The sequence below is a fragment of the Chromohalobacter israelensis DSM 3043 genome (assembly GCF_000055785.1).
Taxonomy (GTDB): domain Bacteria; phylum Pseudomonadota; class Gammaproteobacteria; order Pseudomonadales; family Halomonadaceae; genus Chromohalobacter; species Chromohalobacter israelensis.
Genome location: NC_007963.1, coordinates 133,359 through 149,749 on the forward strand (window position 1 = coordinate 133,359; position 16,391 = coordinate 149,749).

The 16,391-nt window shown below is 64.1% G+C and carries 16 protein-coding genes; 11 read left to right on the top strand and 5 right to left on the bottom strand.

The window, feature by feature from the left end:
• Positions 1-72: 72 nt before the first annotated feature.
• On the bottom strand, positions 73-1,335 hold the full coding sequence (locus CSAL_RS00565; protein WP_011505421.1) for a NupC/NupG family nucleoside CNT transporter: 1,263 nt from the start codon (positions 1,333-1,335) through the stop codon (positions 73-75).
• A gap of 366 nt (positions 1,336-1,701) precedes the next feature.
• On the opposite strand from CSAL_RS00565, the gene CSAL_RS00570 reads away from it, so the two are divergent.
• Entirely contained in the window at positions 1,702-2,202 is a 501-nt protein-coding gene (locus CSAL_RS00570) for a DUF421 domain-containing protein (RefSeq protein WP_011505422.1), read from the top strand.
• A gap of 32 nt (positions 2,203-2,234) precedes the next feature.
• Here CSAL_RS00570 and CSAL_RS00575 read toward each other — a convergent pair whose 3' ends face one another.
• The 3 genes from CSAL_RS00575 to ribA all read right to left on the bottom strand — a co-directional run bounded on the left by CSAL_RS00575 (position 2,235) and on the right by ribA (position 5,651).
• On the bottom strand, positions 2,235-4,094 hold the full coding sequence (locus CSAL_RS00575; protein ID WP_011505423.1) for an ABC transporter ATP-binding protein: 1,860 nt from the start codon (positions 4,092-4,094) through the stop codon (positions 2,235-2,237).
• Between the two features lie 165 nt (positions 4,095-4,259).
• Entirely contained in the window at positions 4,260-4,943 is a 684-nt protein-coding gene (trhA, locus tag CSAL_RS00580; protein WP_011505424.1) for a PAQR family membrane homeostasis protein TrhA, read from the bottom strand.
• 84 nt (positions 4,944-5,027) lie between these two features.
• Positions 5,028-5,651: a GTP cyclohydrolase II gene (gene ribA / locus CSAL_RS00585; RefSeq protein WP_011505425.1), complete on the bottom strand. Its 624-nt coding sequence runs from the start codon at positions 5,649-5,651 to the stop codon at positions 5,028-5,030.
• 197 nt (positions 5,652-5,848) lie between these two features.
• Here ribA and hemE point away from each other — a divergent pair, with 197 nt between their 5' ends.
• The 8 genes from hemE to CSAL_RS00625 all read left to right on the top strand — a co-directional run bounded on the left by hemE (position 5,849) and on the right by CSAL_RS00625 (position 13,127).
• Entirely contained in the window at positions 5,849-6,910 is a 1,062-nt protein-coding gene (gene hemE / locus CSAL_RS00590) for a uroporphyrinogen decarboxylase (RefSeq protein ID WP_011505426.1), read from the top strand.
• The gene (locus CSAL_RS00595; RefSeq protein WP_011505427.1) at positions 6,903-7,382 is read left to right on the top strand and encodes a thiol-disulfide oxidoreductase DCC family protein; all 480 of its coding nucleotides are present in this window, start codon (positions 6,903-6,905) and stop codon (positions 7,380-7,382) included. The genes hemE and CSAL_RS00595 overlap by 8 nt, the downstream gene beginning before the upstream one ends.
• A 3-nt stretch (positions 7,383-7,385) precedes the next feature.
• Positions 7,386-7,754, top strand: coding sequence for a VanZ family protein (locus CSAL_RS00600; protein WP_011505428.1), 369 nt, complete (start codon positions 7,386-7,388; stop codon positions 7,752-7,754).
• Between the two features lie 98 nt (positions 7,755-7,852).
• Positions 7,853-8,716: a polyamine aminopropyltransferase gene (gene speE / locus CSAL_RS00605; protein WP_035413969.1), complete on the top strand. Its 864-nt coding sequence runs from the start codon at positions 7,853-7,855 to the stop codon at positions 8,714-8,716.
• Positions 8,717-8,841: 125 nt separating this feature from the next.
• The gene (locus tag CSAL_RS00610) at positions 8,842-9,870 is read left to right on the top strand and encodes an amino acid ABC transporter substrate-binding protein (protein ID WP_011505430.1); all 1,029 of its coding nucleotides are present in this window, start codon (positions 8,842-8,844) and stop codon (positions 9,868-9,870) included.
• A gap of 152 nt (positions 9,871-10,022) precedes the next feature.
• Positions 10,023-11,201, top strand: coding sequence for an amino acid ABC transporter permease (locus tag CSAL_RS00615; protein WP_011505431.1), 1,179 nt, complete (start codon positions 10,023-10,025; stop codon positions 11,199-11,201).
• Between the two features lies 1 nt (position 11,202).
• Positions 11,203-12,312, top strand: a complete 1,110-nt coding sequence (locus CSAL_RS00620) for an amino acid ABC transporter permease (protein ID WP_011505432.1) — start codon at positions 11,203-11,205, stop codon at positions 12,310-12,312.
• A gap of 86 nt (positions 12,313-12,398) precedes the next feature.
• On the top strand, positions 12,399-13,127 hold the full coding sequence (locus CSAL_RS00625; protein ID WP_035414284.1) for an amino acid ABC transporter ATP-binding protein: 729 nt from the start codon (positions 12,399-12,401) through the stop codon (positions 13,125-13,127).
• Positions 13,128-13,161: 34 nt separating this feature from the next.
• On the opposite strand, the gene CSAL_RS00630 is transcribed toward CSAL_RS00625, so the two are convergent.
• Positions 13,162-13,656, bottom strand: a complete 495-nt coding sequence (locus tag CSAL_RS00630) for a hypothetical protein (RefSeq protein ID WP_011505434.1) — start codon at positions 13,654-13,656, stop codon at positions 13,162-13,164.
• 263 nt (positions 13,657-13,919) lie between these two features.
• Between CSAL_RS00630 and CSAL_RS00635 the strand changes: the two genes are divergently transcribed.
• On the top strand, positions 13,920-14,354 hold the full coding sequence (locus CSAL_RS00635) for a host attachment protein (RefSeq protein ID WP_011505435.1): 435 nt from the start codon (positions 13,920-13,922) through the stop codon (positions 14,352-14,354).
• 99 nt (positions 14,355-14,453) lie between these two features.
• Positions 14,454-16,295, top strand: coding sequence for a methyl-accepting chemotaxis protein (locus CSAL_RS00640; protein ID WP_011505436.1), 1,842 nt, complete (start codon positions 14,454-14,456; stop codon positions 16,293-16,295).
• The last annotated feature ends 96 nt before the right edge of the window (positions 16,296-16,391 follow it).

Below are 16,391 nucleotides of genomic sequence, written 5' to 3' on the forward strand. Positions count from 1 at the left end.
AAAGACGCGCCGGGCCCGGTGGTCGATCCGGCGCGGGATTCCCGTCGACGCCGTGGGGAGGCGTCGACAGCCTCATGCCAAGCTGATGAAGAGCCCGGCGATGGTGGCCGACATCAGGTTGGAAAGCGTACCGGCGAGCACGGCCTTGAGGCCGTAGCGGGCGATTTCCTGGCGGCGGTTGGGCGCCATGAGACCGAGCCCGCCGAGGAGAATGGCGATCGAGGACAGGTTGGCGAAGCCGCAAAGCGCGAAGGACAGCACGGCGGCGGTGTGCTTGGACATGGCCTCGCCGGTGGCGGCCACGACGGTATCGCCGGAGATGTACGGCGCCAGGTTGATGAAGGCGACGAACTCGTTGACGACGATTTTCTGACCGATGAACGAGCCGGCGAGCGTGGCTTCGCTCCAGGGAATGCCCAGCAGGAAGGCCAGCGGCGCGAAGAGCCAGCCGAGAATCATTTCCAGACTCAGCGACTCCATGCCAAACCAGCCGCCCACGCCGCCGAGAATGCCGTTGAGCAATGCGATCAGACCGATGAACGCCAGCAGCATGGCCCCCACGTTGGCTGCCAGCATCATGCCGGATGTGGCCCCGGTGGCCGCGGCGTCGAGCACGTTGGCGGGTTTTTCGTCTTCCTCGATCTTCTCTTCGGCTCGCGAGATGCTGTCATCGGGCTTTTCGGTCTCCGGCATCAGCAGCTTGGCGAACAGCAAACCGCCCGGCGCCGCCATGAAGGAAGCCGCGATCAGGTACTCCATGGGAATGCCCAGGCTCGCGTATCCCGCCAGTACCGAGCCCGCCACCGACGCCAGGCCCCCGCACATGACGGCGAACAGCTCGGAGCGTGTCATGGAGGCAATGAAGGGGCGCACGACCAGGGGGGCTTCGGTCTGACCGACGAAGATATTCGCCGTGGCCGACATCGATTCGGTGCGAGAGGTGCCCAGCACGCGCTGAAGTGCGCCCCCCAGCAGGCGGATGATCCACTGCATGATCTTCAGGTGGTAGAGCACGGCGATCAGCGACGAGAAGAAGATGATGATCGGCAATACCTTGAAGGCGAAGACGAATCCGACGCTCTCGGGGTTGGCCAGGTCGCCGAACAAGAAGTTGATGCCATCGTCGGCATAGACGATGACCTGACTGACTCCCTCCGAGAGCGTTGCCAGGACGGCTTGTCCGAAGGGAATGTAAAGCACGAAGGCGCCGATGGCGGCCTGGATGGCAAAGGCACCGCCAACCGTACGCAACCGGATCGACTTGCGATCGGAGGAAAACAGCACCGCGATAAGGATCAGCGTCGCCATCCCTACCAGGCTCATGATAGTGGTCATGTCAGCATCCTGATGACGTTCGATTGTGGGTTGTTATACAGGGAACGGCATACGCCAGTGTTGGCTTGTCGTCTTGTTATTAGAGTCACAGTTTGATGCTATTAAAGTAACACGCCCCAGGTGATGTCAACTCTCTCCCATGAAGTCGTGACTCGAAAAACAGCAATCGTGTTCCATGTCGTTGTCTTAACAAGAGAATGTGCAAAATCGATCAAAAGCGGCTCGCGCTGAGGTGCGCGTGACCGGCATGGGGGAGGTCCGGCACGTCGCCGCCGAATGCGGCGCGCAAGGCGATATGAGTGGCCGGGCGTGCATCAGGGGCCTACGCTGACGGGCGCATCCTTCATCCCTGGTCTGGAGTCTCCCATGCATCCGGTCGTGCACACGCTGGTCATCGGCGTCATCAGCTATCTGGTCCTGATCGTCATCATCCGCCTGTCCGGCAAGCGCACGCTGTCGAAGTGGAACGCCTTCGATTTCGTGGTCACCATCGCGCTGGGGTCGACGTTGTCGACGGCGCTGGTCTCGACGCAGGTCTCGCTGGCGCAGAGCATCACGGCGTTCGTGCTGATCGTCGCGCTGCAGTTCGCCATCACCTTCACATCGGTGCGCTCTCGGCGGGTCAAGAATCTGGTCAAGTCGCAGCCGACGTTACTGCTCTTCCAGGGACGGTTCCGTGCCGAGACGATGGCTCAGGAGCGTGTCGTCGACGCGGAGGTGCGCGCGGCGATCCGCGAGAACGGCATCGCCGACGTGGAGCGTGTGTATGCGGTGGTGCTGGAGACCGACGGTACCTTCAGCGTGATTCCCGAGGCCGGCGACAGCGATTCGGCCTTGCAGGGCGTGGCGGGGCTGCCGACGTCGTGACGTCGCCGACAGCCCTTGCCGTCCAGGCGCGCTCAGTTTGCTTCGTGCGCCGAGGAGGGCGTGGTGGCGGCCTCCAGGAAACCGCCCGACTGGCGTCGCCATAGCCGTGCATAGAGACCGTTCTGGCGGATCAGTTCTGCATGGCTGCCCTGCTCGACGATGCGTCCTTGCTCCATGACCACCAGCCGGTCCATGGCCGCGATGGTGGAGAGGCGGTGGGCGATGGCGATGACCGTCTTGCCCCGCATCAGCTGATCGAGGTTCTCCTGAATCGCGGCCTCGACGTCGGAATCCAGCGCCGAGGTGGCCTCGTCGAGAATCAAAATCGGCGCGTCCTTGAGCATGACGCGGGCGATGGCCAGGCGTTGGCGCTGGCCGCCGGAGAGCTTGACGCCGCGTTCGCCGACATGGGCCTCGAAGCCCCGCCGTCCGTGGATGTCGCGCAGCGACTCGATGAATTCCGCCACATGGGCCTGTTTCGCCGCCTGCCACGCCATGTCGTCGGTGGCGTCGGGCCGGCCGTAGAGGAGGTTGTCGCGCACCGAGCGATGCAGCAATGAGGTGTCCTGCGTCACCATGCCGATTTTCGCGCGCAGGCTTTCCTGCGTCACGTCGGCGATGTCCTGCCCGTCGATGCGAATCGCGCCCCCTTCCAACTCGAAAAAGCGCAGCAGCAGGTTGACCAGGGTCGACTTGCCGGCGCCGGAAGGGCCGATCAGCCCGATCTTCTCGCCGGGGCGAATATGGAGCGAAAGGTCGTCGATGACGCCGCTGCCCTTGCCGTAGTGAAAGCGAATATGGTCGAACACGATCTCGCCGCGATCGATGGCGAGCGGTTTCGCCTCGGGTGAGTCCTCGATCTGGCGAGGCAGGGAGAGCGTCGCCATGCCATCCTGCACGGTGCCGATGTTCTCGAACAGCGCGGAGACTTCCCACATGATCCACTGCGACATGCCCCACAGCCGCATCACCAGCCCCAGGGCCACGGCGACCGCCCCCACGCTGACCGCCTCGATCAGCCATAGATGGATCGACAGCCAGCCGATGCTGAACAGCAGCAGTGCGTTGAGCAGGTAGAGCAGGCCGTAGAGGCCGGTGACCAGCCGCATCTGACGATGCACGGTGAGCAGGAAGCCATGCATGCCTTCCTTGGCGAAGGCGGCTTCCCGCTGGGCATGAGAGAACAGCTTGACCGTCTGGATGTTGCTGTAACTGTCGACGATGCGACCCGTCATGCGCGATCGAGCGTCGGCCTGGGATTTGGACACACGCCCCATGAGCGGCACGAACACCCGCAGCAGCACGAGGTAACCGGCCAGCCACGCGACCAGGGGAAGTGCCAGCCGCCAGTCGGCGTTGCCCACCAGCAGCAGCGTGCCGAGAAAATAGACGCTGACGTAGTTGAGCACGTCGAACAGCTTGATCACGCACTCGCGTACGGCCAGCGCCGTCTGCATCACCTTGGTGGCGATGCGTCCGGCGAATTCGTCCTGATAGAAGCCCATCGATTGTCGCAGCAGGTAACGATGCGCCTGCCAGCGGATGCGCATGGGAAAATTGCCCATCAGGGTCTGCTGCTGGAACAGCGAATGCAGCCACACCATGCCGGGCAGCAGGACCAGCACGATCAGCGCCATGCCGGTCAGCTTCCAGCCCTGGTCGGCGAGAAACGTCTCGCGGTCCTGGGCGGCCAGCCAATCGACGATATTGCCGAGAAACCCGAACATCCACACTTCGATGCCGGCGATGAGCGCCATCAGCACCGTTGCCGTCAGCAGGTAGGGCCAGGCGCCGCGCGTGTAATGCAGGCAGAAGGCGATCAGCGTGTCCGGCGGCCGTTGTGGCTCTTCGGGCGGAAAGGGGGCGAGACGGTTTTCGAACCAGCGGAACATGACGATCCTCGTGGGCAGGCGTGACGGACCGACGGGCACGCCGCCGGTCGTAACGATCATAGTGGCCGCGAGGAGATTGGCAATCCGTGGGCCGGCATCATGCGCTCTCGCCACGGTGCGCCGACGGGGGAAAGGGGCGCCGTCGGCGGTGGCGGGAGGTGACGGTCACGCCTGAAAGGGCAGCACGGCGGTATACACGGCGAAGTAGTGGCACACGCTGCCGCCGATCACGAACAGATGCCAGATGGCATGGTGAAAGGGGATCGCCCGGATGGCATAGAACACCACGCCCACGGTGTAGGTGATACCGCCCGCGACCAGCAGGGCGAGCCCGGGGGTGTTGAGGCGCGCATCGAGCTCGCCGGCGGCCAGCACGATCATCCAGCCCATCAGCAGATAGACGCCCACGCGGAGCATGCCGAAGCGGTGCGGCCAGATGAGCTTGAGCGCGATGCCGCCCAGCGCCAGGCTCCAGATCGTGGCGAGCAGCGTCCACCCCAGGGGGCCGCGCAGGTTGACCAGCAGGAATGGGGTATAAGTCCCGGCGATCAGCAGATAGATCGCGCAGTGGTCCAACACCTGGAAGAGGCGCTTGAGGCGTGCGTGACGCAAGCCATGGTAGAGCGTCGAGGTGGTATACAGCAGCAGCAGGCAGACCCCATAGAGGCTCACGCTGACGATCTTCCACGGATCGACGTGGGAGGCCAGGCTGGCCACGACGATGAGGACCACCATGCCGGCGAGGCTCAGCGCGGCGCCGATGCCGTGGGTGATGCTGTGCAGTGCCTCCTCCAGGCGCGAATAAGGGACATCGCCTTCCGGCGGGGAAGGCTGCGAGGCATGCGACATGGCAAACTCCCGGACTACATGAGGGCATGACACCCTCAAGACAGCATACCCGTCAGTGTAGTTCGCCGCGCCGGGAAGAAAACCTCAGTGCTCGCGGTCGTCCCTGGCGGCGGGGTCGCCCAGCGCCATCATGTGGCCGAGCTTGCCGACCTTGGTGGCGAGATAATGCTCGTTGTGAGGATTGCGCCCGGCGGTGATCGCCAGGCGTTCGGCGACGCGCACGCCATCGCGCGTCAAGGCTTCGACCTTGCGCGGGTTGTTGGTCATCAGCTTGAGCGCCTGCACGCCCAGATGATCGAGCATGGGCACGCACAGGTCGTAACGGCGCATGTCGGCGCCGAACCCGAGATGCTCGTTGGCCTCCACGGTATCGTAGCCCTGATCCTGCAGGTGGTAGGCGCGGATCTTGTTGAGCAGGCCGATGCCACGCCCTTCCTGGCGCAGGTAGAGCAGCACGCCGCGTCCTTCGTCGGCGATGCGCTTGAGCGCTTCCTGCAGCTGATAGCCGCAATCGCAGCGCATCGAGAACAGTGCGTCACCGGTCAGGCATTCCGAGTGCACGCGCCCCAGCACGGGCTCGGACGTCGAGACATCGCCCAGGGTCAAGGCGACGTGCTCCTTGCCCGTGGCATCGTCTTCGAAGCCGTGCATGGTGAATGTCGCCCATGGCGTGGGCAGTTGGGAGGCGGCGATGAAGCGAATCGTCACGATGAACCTCGGTGGAGCACATGGCGGTGCGGAAAGCGGACGCGTCCGGGGGCGAGTATTCTAGCAGGCCGTGGCGCGCGGCTCATCCCGCGTGTGTGGCGAGATATCGATGCTAGATGGGGATGCGTCACCGTGAATCAAGTCGCCGCGCGCGGCATTCGTTACAATGGTGGGCAAAACCGACGTCTGGAGCTTCCATGCCATTGCAAAACGACCGCCTACTGCGTGCCTTGGCGCGCCAACCGGTAGACCGCACACCGGTGTGGATGATGCGCCAAGCGGGCCGTTATCTGCCCGAATATCGGGAGACGCGCGGCCAGGCCGGCAGTTTCATGGACCTGTGCCGCAACGCCGAACTGGCGTGCGAGGTCACCATGCAGCCGCTTCGCCGCTATGCGCTCGATGCGGCGATCCTGTTTTCCGACATCCTCACGATTCCCGACGCCATGGATCTGGGGCTGTACTTCGAAACGGGCGAAGGCCCCAAGTTTCGCAAGACGGTGCGCAGCGCCGAGGCTGTGGACGCCTTGCCGGTGCCGGATGCCGAGCGGGATCTCGATTATGTGATGAACGCGGTGCGCACCATTCGCCACGAACTGGCGGACAGCGTGCCGTTGATCGGCTTTTCGGGCAGCCCCTGGACGCTGGCGACCTACATGATCGAAGGCGGCTCGAGCAAGGACTTCCGGCACGCCAAGGCATTGATGTACGGCGATCCCGCGGCGATGCACGCGCTGCTCGACAAGCTGGCGCGGTCGGTCACCGACTACCTCAATGCGCAGATTCGTGCCGGAGCCCAGATCGTGCAGATCTTCGACACCTGGGGCGGCGTGTTGTCGACGCCGGCCTACCGCGAGTTCTCGCTGGCCTACATGGCGCGCATCGTCGAAGGACTGATCCGGGAGCACGAGGGGCGCCACGTGCCGGTGATCCTGTTCACCAAGCAGGGCGGCCAGTGGCTGGAGACCATCGCCGACAGCGGCGCCGATGCCGTGGGCCTGGACTGGACCACCGAGCTGAGCGACGCCCGGGCCCGTGTCGGGGATCGCGTGGCGCTGCAGGGCAATCTCGATCCCAATGTGCTCTTCGCCTCGCCCCAGGCGATTCGCGATGAGGTGGCGCGCATTCTGGCCAGCTATGGCAGCGGTCCCGGCCATGTCTTCAACCTGGGGCATGGTGTCAGCCAATTCACTGATCCCGATCATGTCGCCGCCTTCATCGAGGCACTGCATGAACTCAGCCCGCGTTATCATGGCTGAACGTGCCATGCTGCTCGTGCTCGACGCCGAGTGCCCGTTGTGTCGCCGTGCGGCACACTTCGTGCTGCGCCACGCGCGGGCGCCGGTGTACCTGGCGAGCTTGCACGACGCGACGGCCCGACGCCTGGGCGAGCACTTCGGGGTCGACTCCGGCCAGCTCGATAGCGTCTGGCTGGTGCGCGAGGGTGAGCTGCATCGCGACAGCGCGGCGCTGTGGCGCCTGGCGCAAGGGCTGAGATGGCCCTGGCGTGGCCTGGCGGGCCTGCGCTGGTTGCCGCGTGCCTGGCGCGACGGTGCCTACCATGCCGTCGGGCGCCGGCGGCATCGGCTGGCGCCGGCGACCGACTGGTCGCGCGAGGTCGAAGGGCACTGGGTGGCGCGCCTGGATGCGTCGGTCTGCCGACGGCTGGCGTTGCCTCGTGCCCTGGCGAGCGACGACGCGGCCCCGGTCCATTCATCATCAGGAGCGTGAGTCATGCGTGTCTCCCTGCGTCATCTTCGCAGGCTTTGCCTAGCGCTGGCCGTCGTCAGCGCCGCCGTGATCGCCTGGGGCAGCCTGACCCCCGGTGCGGACATGCCTCAGGAGCTGCCCTGGGACAAGTTCAACCATTTCATCGCCTATGCGGGGTTGGCGGCGCTGCTGCGCCTGGGCGGTCTGCGCGCGGTGACGGCGCTGGGCCTGGCCATCGGTTACGGCCTTCTCGTCGAAGGCTTGCAGCTGGGCGTGCCGGGGCGCAGCGGTGCCGACGGCGCCGATGCGCTGGCCAATGCGCTGGGCGCGCTCGCCGCCGTGGCAGCCTGCCGCTGGCTGTTGCCGCGGCGCTTTCTTGTTGCGCACGGATAGGCTATGTTGCGCGGTTTTCCGGTGCGTTCGCGGCAGGCCGTGAACGCCGCGACTCCGGCCCCTCGAGGGCTTTCACTAGGGCGATGACGAGGATTCCCATGACCGAGCGTCTCGATCAGGGCTGGTTCACCGAAGTGTTCGACAGCCATGGCAGTGCTTTTTCCCTCATGATCAAGGACAAGCTGCACGAAGTGCAGAGTCCCTATCAGCACCTGGAGGTCTACGCGACCGAGACCTACGGCAATCTGATGGTGCTCGACGGCTGCGTGATGCTCAGCACGCGCGACAATTTTCTCTATCACGAGATGATGGCGCATCCGGCGCTGTTCGCGCATGCCGCGCCCAAGCGTGTGGTGATCATCGGCGGCGGCGATTGCGGAACGCTGCGCGAGGTGCTCAAGCACCCCGGCGTCGAGCAGGTCGTGCAGATCGATATCGATGAAGAAGTCACGCGCGCCTCGCAGCGTTATTTCCCGGAGTTGACGGCTTCCAACGACGACCCGCGCGCCACGCTCAAGTTCGAGGACGGTGTCAAATGGGTCGAGAGCGCGCCGGAAGGCAGCGTCGACGTCATGATCATCGACTCGACCGATCCGGTGGGGCCGGCGGAAGGACTGTTCGAGGTCGACTTCCTGACGCGTTGCCACCGGCTGCTCGCCGACGGCGGCGTGCTGGTGCAGCAAAGCGAGTCGCCGCTGTATCACACCGGCTCGATCATTCGCGAATTGCGCGCCGACATGCAACGCGCGGGCTTCGATAGCGTCGCCACGCTGCCGTTCCCGCAGCCGGTCTACCCCTCCGGATGGTGGAGCGCGACTCTGGCCGGCAAGGGCAGTGACGTGACGCGCTTTCGCGAACGGGATGCCGCCGCGGTGGAATTCCCGCTCGAGTACTACAGCGTCGAGACCCATCGTGGTGCATTGGCGCTGCCGCCGTTCATGCGTCGTGCACTATCGGCGTGATGCGAAACGTGTGAAAGGCGTTAATGACACGTGACTTAGGTATATTGGCTGGGATGGCAAGCTCTTTGCTAATGTGATGCGTGGCTCTCGTATAAGCCACCACAATAAACGCAAGGAGCTTCTGCATGCTTTATAAGAACAAGTTCATTGTTGCCGTTCCGGCTGCCCTGCTACTCAGTGGTTTCGCGACTGCCTCCCAGGCGGCGACCCTCGACGACGTCAAGGAGCGTGGCAACCTCAATTGCGGGGTCAACGTCGGTCTGGCCGGGTTCTCGGCACCGGATGCCGACGGCAACTGGCAAGGGCTCGATGTGGAAACCTGCCGGGGCATCGCCTCCGCGATCTTCGGCGATCCCGATAACGTCGTCTTTACCCCGTTGACCGCGAAGGAGCGCTTCACCGCGCTGCAGTCCGGCGAAATCGACGTGCTGTCACGCAACACGACCTGGACGGCGACGCGTGACAACTCTCTCGGTCTGAACTTCACCGCGACCACCTTCTACGACGGTCAAGGTTTCATGGTGAGCAAGGATCTGAATATCGAGAGCCTGGAAGGCCTCAACGGCGCTTCCATCTGCATTCAGTCCGGCACCACGCACGAGCTGAACCTGGCCGATTACTTTCCCTCCCGCGATATCGAGATCAAGACCGTCACGTTCGACACGCCCGACCAGACCGCTCAGGGGTTCGCTCACGGGCGCTGTGACGTGCTGACCTCCGATACTTCTCAGCTGAGCGCGTTGCGCCTGCAATTGCCCGAACCGGATAGCGTCGAGATCCTCGAGACGCTGATTTCCAAGGAACCGCTGGGGCCGGTGGTGCGCCAGGGGGACGACCAATGGCTGGATATCGTGCAGTGGACCATCTTCGCCATGGTCAACGCCGAGGAAATGGGCGTTAACAGCGACAACGTCGACGAAATGCGCGATAACCCGCCCAACCCCGGGGTAGCACGCCTGCTGGGCAAGGATGGCAACTATGGCGAGCAACTCGGTCTGCCCAACGACTGGGCGTACAACATCATCAAGAACGTCGGCAACTACGGCGAAGTGTTCGCGACCACCGTGGGCGAAGACTCGCCGCTGAAGATTCAGCGTGGCATGAACGCCCTCTGGAACGAAGGCGGGATTCTCTATGCACCGCCGATTCGCTGATACGGCCTGTGAGTACCGGGATCTCTAAGTACCGACGCTGTCGAGTACCGAGGTCTTCAAGTACGCCGCGTGGGCGAGTATTTCGCCCACGCTCCCAGCACCCCGCATGATCTGCGGGGTGCCTTCTCGTGCCAGTGTATTAGAGGATCGACATGTCGCGTTCTCCTTCCGGCGATCGGGTTGCGTTGTGGCGTAATCCGACGTTTCGTGCCTTATTGCTGCAGGGCGTGTTGCTGGCGGCGTTAGTGGCGTTGATCGCCTTCATCGTCGGCAACACGATGGCGAACCTCGAAGCCCGAGGCATCACCACCGGCTTCGGGTTCCTCGATGAACGAGCGGGCTTTTCGATCCCGCAAACCTTGATCGAGTTCTCCGGTGACAGTACGTACGGCCGCACCTTCCTGGTGGGGCTGCTGAATACGCTGCTGGTGTCGGCAATGGGCATCGTGGCGGCGACGATCATCGGGTTCGCGGTCGGTATCGCCAGGTTGTCGCCGAACTGGTTGCTGGCTCGCCTGGCCGGTGCCTACGTCGAGATATTCCGCAACATTCCGCTGCTGGTGCAGATCCTGTTCTGGTATTTCGCGGTGCTGCAGGCGCTGCCCAGTCCGCGTGACAGCCTGAGCCTGATGGAAGTGGTCTTCATCAACGTGCGCGGCCTGGTCATCCCCGACCCGCAGCCGTTGAGCGGTTTCGCGGCCACGCCCTGGGCCTTGCTGGTGGGCATCGTCGCGGCGATCGCATTGGGCATCTACGCGAAACGCCGCCAGGCGCGGACCGGCCAGGCCTTGCCGATCTACTGGCTGGGCGCGGGGTTGATCATCGGAACGCCGCTGGCGGTATTCCTGCTGACGGGAGCGCCGCTCGAGTGGTCGATTCCCGAGCTCAAGGGATTCAACTTCAGCGGCGGCGTCACGGTGATTCCCGAACTCGCCGCCCTCTGGTTGGCGCTATCGATCTACACCGCGTCCTTCATCGCGGAAATCGTGCGTTCCGGCATCTTGTCGGTGCCCAGCGGGCAGGTCGAGGCATCGCGCGCCCTGAGCCTGCCGGAGGCCATCACGCTGCGCAAGGTCGTGATCCCGCAGGCGATGCGCGTCATCGTGCCGCAACTGACGAGCCAATACCTGAACCTGATCAAGAACTCCTCGCTTGCCACGGCGATCGGGTATCCCGATCTGGTGGCCGTCTTCGCGGGGACGACGCTCAACCAGACCGGCCAGGCCATCGAGATCGTGGCCATGACCATGGCCGTGTATCTGACGATCAGCCTGATCGTATCGGCGCTGATGAATATGTATAACGCGCGCACGCTACTCAAGGAGCGTTGAGATGTCCGGTGAATTCATGCGTGATGAGATGATCGAAGCGCGACGTCCGCCGGATGCGCGCCGTGGCATCTGGCGGTGGTTCCATCGCAACTTGTTCAATGGCCCCATCAACAGCGTGGTGACGGTGGTCACCATCGGGCTGCTGGCCTGGGGGCTCTGGCCGTTCGTGCAGTGGGCACTGATCCAGGCCGACTGGATCGGCGACTCTCGCCAGGCCTGCAGCGGGGAGGGCGCTTGCTGGGTCTTCATCAGCGCGCGTTTCGAATCGATCATCTACGGCTTCTACCCCGAAGCCGCCCGCTGGCGGGTGGATATCGTCTTCGCCCTGATGGCGGGACTGCTGGCCTGGCTGGCGATCCCCAGGGTGCCGGGCAAGCGGTGGGCCGCGGTCATCGCCGTGATCGGCTTCCCGATAGCGGCCTACGTGCTGCTGCTCGGCGGTCACTTTGGCCTGATATACGTGCCGACCCGTGAATGGGGCGGTCTGATGCTGACCCTGACCGTGGCCACCATCGGCATCGTCGGCTCGTTGCCGATCGGCATCGTACTGGCGCTGGGCCGTCGCTCCAACCTGCCGTTCGTGCGTGCCGTGAGCGTGGTGTTCATCGAGTTCTGGCGGGGCGTGCCTCTCATCACCGTGCTGTTCATGGCCTCGGTGATGCTGCCGTTGTTCGTGCCGACCCAGGTCGAGTTCGACAAGCTGCTGCGGGCGCTGGTGGGCATCATGCTGTTCTGGAGCGCCTACATGGCGGAGGTCGTCAGGGGCGGGCTGCAGGCCATTCCCAGCGGGCAGGATGAAGCGGGCAAGGCGCTGGGACTGGGCTACTGGCAGCGCATGGGGCTGATCGTGCTGCCCCAGGCCCTGAAGCTGGTGATTCCCGGCATCGTCAATACCTTCATCGCCCTGTTCAAGGACACCTCGCTGGTGCTGATCATCGGGCTGTTCGACCTGCTGGCGATCATTCGCGCGGGGCTGACCGACAGCGATTGGCTCGGGTTCGCCACCGAGGGGTACGTGTTCGCCGCGCTGGTGTTCTGGGTGTTCTGTTTCAGCATGTCGCGCTATAGCCAGTACATCGAGAGACGCCTGCAGACAGGCCACACGAGCTGAACCACACCGATCGAATCGATATAACGATAACGCCAAGGAACTGCATCATGAGCCAAGCGACAGCGACCTCACACGGCGACACGCCGATGATCGAGATGACCGGCCTCAACAAGTGGTACGGCGACTTTCACGTCTTGCGCGATATCGACCTGACGGTCGCCCGCGGCGAACGTATCGTCATCTGCGGCCCCTCGGGATCGGGCAAGTCGACGTTGATCCGTTGCATCAATCACCTGGAAAGCCATCAGCAAGGCGAGATCGTGGTCAATGGCGTGCCCATGACCCAGGACGTCAAGCGCATCGAGCAGATCCGCCGCAACGTGGGCATGGTGTTCCAGCACTTCAACCTGTTTCCCCACCTCAGCGTGCTGGAGAACTGCTGCTTGTCACAGACCTGGGTGCAGAAGAAGCCGCGCGCCGAGGCCGAGAAGACCGCGATGGAGTATCTGGAGCGCGTGCAGATCGCCGACCAGGCTCACAAATATCCCGGCCAGCTGTCGGGCGGCCAGCAGCAGCGGGTGGCCATCGCCCGCTCGCTGTGCATGCGGCCCGAGGTGATGCTGTTCGACGAGCCGACCTCGGCGCTCGACCCGGAGATGATCAAGGAGGTGCTCGACGTCATGATCGAACTGGCCCGCGAAGGCATGACCATGCTCTGCGTCACGCACGAGATGGGCTTCGCCAAGACCGTAGCCGACCGGGTCATCTTCATGGACCAGGGACAGATCATCGAGGAAGCCCCGCCGGAAACGTTCTTCAACCAGCCGCGTTCCGAGCGTACCAAGCTGTTTCTCAGCCAGATTCTCGGGCACTGAGCCAGACGAGCCGCCGGTGACGGACCCACCCTGCCTAGAGGGTGGGCTCCTGACGCTGGCTGGCATCGGCGCGCTGCGGGGCGGCGTCCTGGCGCGAGGTGGTGTCATGCCGCGCTGCCAACGGCTGTCGCGGTTGCGTCACCCGGGCCTGCCCGACCACGCCTTCGTCCGGGTCGAGCGGCCTGGCCGTGCCGATCCAGGACTGTTCCGGGTCGTGCATGGCCGGCCGTCGGTCGATGGCGCGTGTCATCACATCGCCGGGGGCGAAACCACCGCGGCGTGCCAGCATGTGGTGAGGTGCCATCCACAGTTCGGCGAGCAGGCGCAACAACGCCATGGCGAGCAGCAAGGCACCGCCGCCGAGCGCCATCATGGGCCAGCTGGCCTGCCAGGATGCGCCGCTGACACTCGGCGAATGGCGCCATAGCCACACTCCGCCCGCCAGCAGGAGGCCGAGTTGCAGCAGGCAATGAGAAAAGATCAACGTCCGTCGCGGTAACGGGCGACGCATCATGATGAAGTCGCGCATATCGCTCTCCCTGGCAGATGGCGCACATAAGCCGGTGGTTCCCGTTCGGCGCAGGATGTTAGCAGGTTTGCGCCCCGCGCGAACCTGTCGGTATCTCGCCACGCGAGCGTCGCGGTGTCACGACAGCGCGGGGTTTGACAGATGCTCGCCGGGTTTCGACGCTTAGAGGGCCGCTGCCCGCCGTGGCTAGTGGGCCAGGCGGAGCAGGAAGCTCCGCGATCCGTCAAGTGACGCCGGGGGAGCCCCGGCCCAAGGAGAAAAGGATGAACAAGCGCTATATCGTGACTGCCAATGCCGCGCGTGCACGCATCTTCGCCCACCAGGCAGGTGTCGTGCGTGAGGTCGAGACCCTGGTCCACCCCGAGGGCCGTCTGCACACCGGCGACCTGCGCACCGGCGGCAAGGGGGAGGCCGACGATAGCGCCACGCACTCCCCTCGCCAGTCCGGCAATGACGACGCCACGATGGAAAAGCATGCCGCCTTCTTCGCCAAGGAAGTCGCAGACTATATGCGTCAGGCGCGCACCCAAGGCAAGGCGGATGAGTTCATCATCGCCGCCGCGCCGCATTTCCTCGGGCTATTGCGGCAGAAGCTCGACAAGCCCACCCAGGAATGTGTCATCCATACGCTGGACAAGGATCTTTCCGGGGCCAGCGAAGAAGACCTGGCCGAGAAGTTTCGACCGCCTCTCGGTTGATGCGAAGATTCGCAAAAACATGAAGAATCATCGCGCTTAAAGTTTTTCCCATGAGTGCCGTTAATAAAAGAGGCATCCCCCAACGATAGGCACTCATTTATGTTCACATCGCTACGCACCCGGATCATGGTGGCCTGTGTCGCCATGATCCTGGTCGCCCTGGCCGTTACCGGCGGCGTGAGCTACTGGCTGGTGAGTCAGCAGCAACGCGCCACCAATATCGACATGTTGAGCGCCGTGGCACGCGGCAATGTCGATGCCATCGCGGACTGGGCGACCAGCAAGAAACGCTTGATCGAAGCGCTCCCCCCGGCGCTCGACAACGACGATTTCGTGCCCGCCTTGCAACAGACCGCCGCGGCCGGCGGCTTCAGCCAAGTCTATGTCGGCCTGCCGGACAAGCGGCTGATCACCAACGATAACTGGCAGCCCCCCGAGGATTACGATCCCACCCAGCGCCCCTGGTATCAATCGGCCGTTGAGACCGGCGATACGGTGGTCAGTCCGCCTTACCTGGACATGGTGACCGACAGCCTGGTGGTCGCGTTCACTACGCCGGTCATCGAAGACGGCGAGACCCGGGCGGTGATCGGTGCCGATGTGAGTCTGGCGGATGTGACCGCCAACGTGACCTCGATTCACCCCACGCCGAGCAGCTTCGCGATGCTCGTGAACCGTGACGACAATATCGTCGCCTATCGCGACGCCGACCTGATGCTGGAATCCGCGTCGGCGCTGGACGAGACGCTCACGCCGGCATGGCTGGATACGCTGATCGATGATGGAGAACCGCGCGAAACGGTCATCGAAGGGCGTGACGTGCTGGTCTATGGCGTTCCCGTGCCCGGGACCAACTGGCGTCTGCTGATCGCGCTGGATCAGGCCGAGGCCAATGCCGGGGTGCAGGGCGTGTTGCACTCCACGCTGGTGGCCATGGTGCTGTCCGGCTTGATCGCCGCCTTGTTGCTGTGGACGTTGCTGTCTCCCATCTTCCGCCGTCTGCGTCAGGCACGGGATGCCATGTTCGATATCGCCTCCGGCGAAGGCGACCTGACGCGTCGCCTGGAAATAGACGGCCGCGACGAGGTGGCGCAGATCGCCCAGGGGTTCAATGGCTTCGCGGATACCGTCAACGACGTGCTGCTCGAGGTACGTGCCAGCAGTTCCTCGGTGAACGAGGCCTCCAGCGAAATCGCCAATGGCAGCCAGGATCTGTCTCGGCGGACGGAGCAGGCCGCCTCCAACCTCCAGGAAACCTCCACCGCCATGGAGCAGATCGCCAGCACGGTGGAAAATACCGCCCAGTCGGCGCGCCAGGCGGATCAGCTTTCCCAGGAGGCCACGAGTGCCGCCAATCGGGGTGGCGAGATCGCCCGCCAGGCCGTGAATACCATGGAAGCGGTGGATGCACAGACGACCCAGATCTCCGACATCGTGCGTCTGATCGATGAAATCGCCTTCCAGACCAACCTGCTGGCCCTCAACGCCTCGGTCGAGGCGGCGCGCGCCGGTGAGCAGGGACGCGGGTTCGCGGTGGTCGCCGGCGAGGTTCGTCAGTTGGCCAGTCGCTCGGCGTCGGCGGCCGCCGACATCAAGAAGCTGATCGACACCTCGGTGGCCCAGACCCGCGAAGGCACTGACCTGGTGCGCACGGCGGGAGACAGCATGCAGGAAATCGTCACTGCCGTGGCCCGCGTCTCCGATGTGCTGGCCGAGATCAATGCCGCCACGCAAGAGCAGAGTCAGGGCGTGACCCAGGTCAACCAGGCCGTCAACGACCTGGACCAAATGACCCAGCACAATGCCTCCATGGTCGAGGAATCCACCGTGGCTGCCGAGCAGATGCGCGATCAGGCAGCGCGGCTGGCCGAGGTGGTGGGGCGCTTCAATCTGCGTGAGGACGGACACGCGCAGACGCGCCCGGCGCTTCCTCAGTCCTGATCGATACGGAACCGTGTCATCGCGGCCCATCGGCAGACGCCGATGGGCCGTTTTCGTTGTGGTGCGGGCCATGTTGCACCGGTCGGCAGGCTGGTC

What these genes read in the sequence shown, in the direction of transcription:
- trhA (WP_011505424.1), bottom strand. Translation starts at nt 4,943, where the DNA reads ATGTCGCATGCCTCGCAGCCTTCCCCGCCGGAAGGCGATGTCCCTTAT.
- CSAL_RS00575 (WP_011505423.1), bottom strand. Translation starts at nt 4,094, where the DNA reads ATGTTCCGCTGGTTCGAAAACCGTCTCGCCCCCTTTCCGCCCGAAGAG.
- CSAL_RS00615 (WP_011505431.1), top strand. Translation starts at nt 10,023, where the DNA reads ATGTCGCGTTCTCCTTCCGGCGATCGGGTTGCGTTGTGGCGTAATCCG.
- speE (WP_035413969.1), top strand. Translation starts at nt 7,853, where the DNA reads ATGACCGAGCGTCTCGATCAGGGCTGGTTCACCGAAGTGTTCGACAGC.
- hemE (WP_011505426.1), top strand. Translation starts at nt 5,849, where the DNA reads ATGCCATTGCAAAACGACCGCCTACTGCGTGCCTTGGCGCGCCAACCG.
- CSAL_RS00610 (WP_011505430.1), top strand. Translation starts at nt 8,842, where the DNA reads ATGCTTTATAAGAACAAGTTCATTGTTGCCGTTCCGGCTGCCCTGCTA.
- CSAL_RS00625 (WP_035414284.1), top strand. Translation starts at nt 12,399, where the DNA reads ATGATCGAGATGACCGGCCTCAACAAGTGGTACGGCGACTTTCACGTC.
- CSAL_RS00600 (WP_011505428.1), top strand. Translation starts at nt 7,386, where the DNA reads ATGCGTGTCTCCCTGCGTCATCTTCGCAGGCTTTGCCTAGCGCTGGCC.
- CSAL_RS00620 (WP_011505432.1), top strand. Translation starts at nt 11,203, where the DNA reads ATGTCCGGTGAATTCATGCGTGATGAGATGATCGAAGCGCGACGTCCG.
- CSAL_RS00635 (WP_011505435.1), top strand. Translation starts at nt 13,920, where the DNA reads ATGAACAAGCGCTATATCGTGACTGCCAATGCCGCGCGTGCACGCATC.
- CSAL_RS00595 (WP_011505427.1), top strand. Translation starts at nt 6,903, where the DNA reads ATGGCTGAACGTGCCATGCTGCTCGTGCTCGACGCCGAGTGCCCGTTG.
- CSAL_RS00565 (WP_011505421.1), bottom strand. Translation starts at nt 1,335, where the DNA reads ATGACCACTATCATGAGCCTGGTAGGGATGGCGACGCTGATCCTTATC.
- CSAL_RS00640 (WP_011505436.1), top strand. Translation starts at nt 14,454, where the DNA reads ATGTTCACATCGCTACGCACCCGGATCATGGTGGCCTGTGTCGCCATG.
- CSAL_RS00570 (WP_011505422.1), top strand. Translation starts at nt 1,702, where the DNA reads ATGCATCCGGTCGTGCACACGCTGGTCATCGGCGTCATCAGCTATCTG.
- CSAL_RS00630 (WP_011505434.1), bottom strand. Translation starts at nt 13,656, where the DNA reads ATGCGCGACTTCATCATGATGCGTCGCCCGTTACCGCGACGGACGTTG.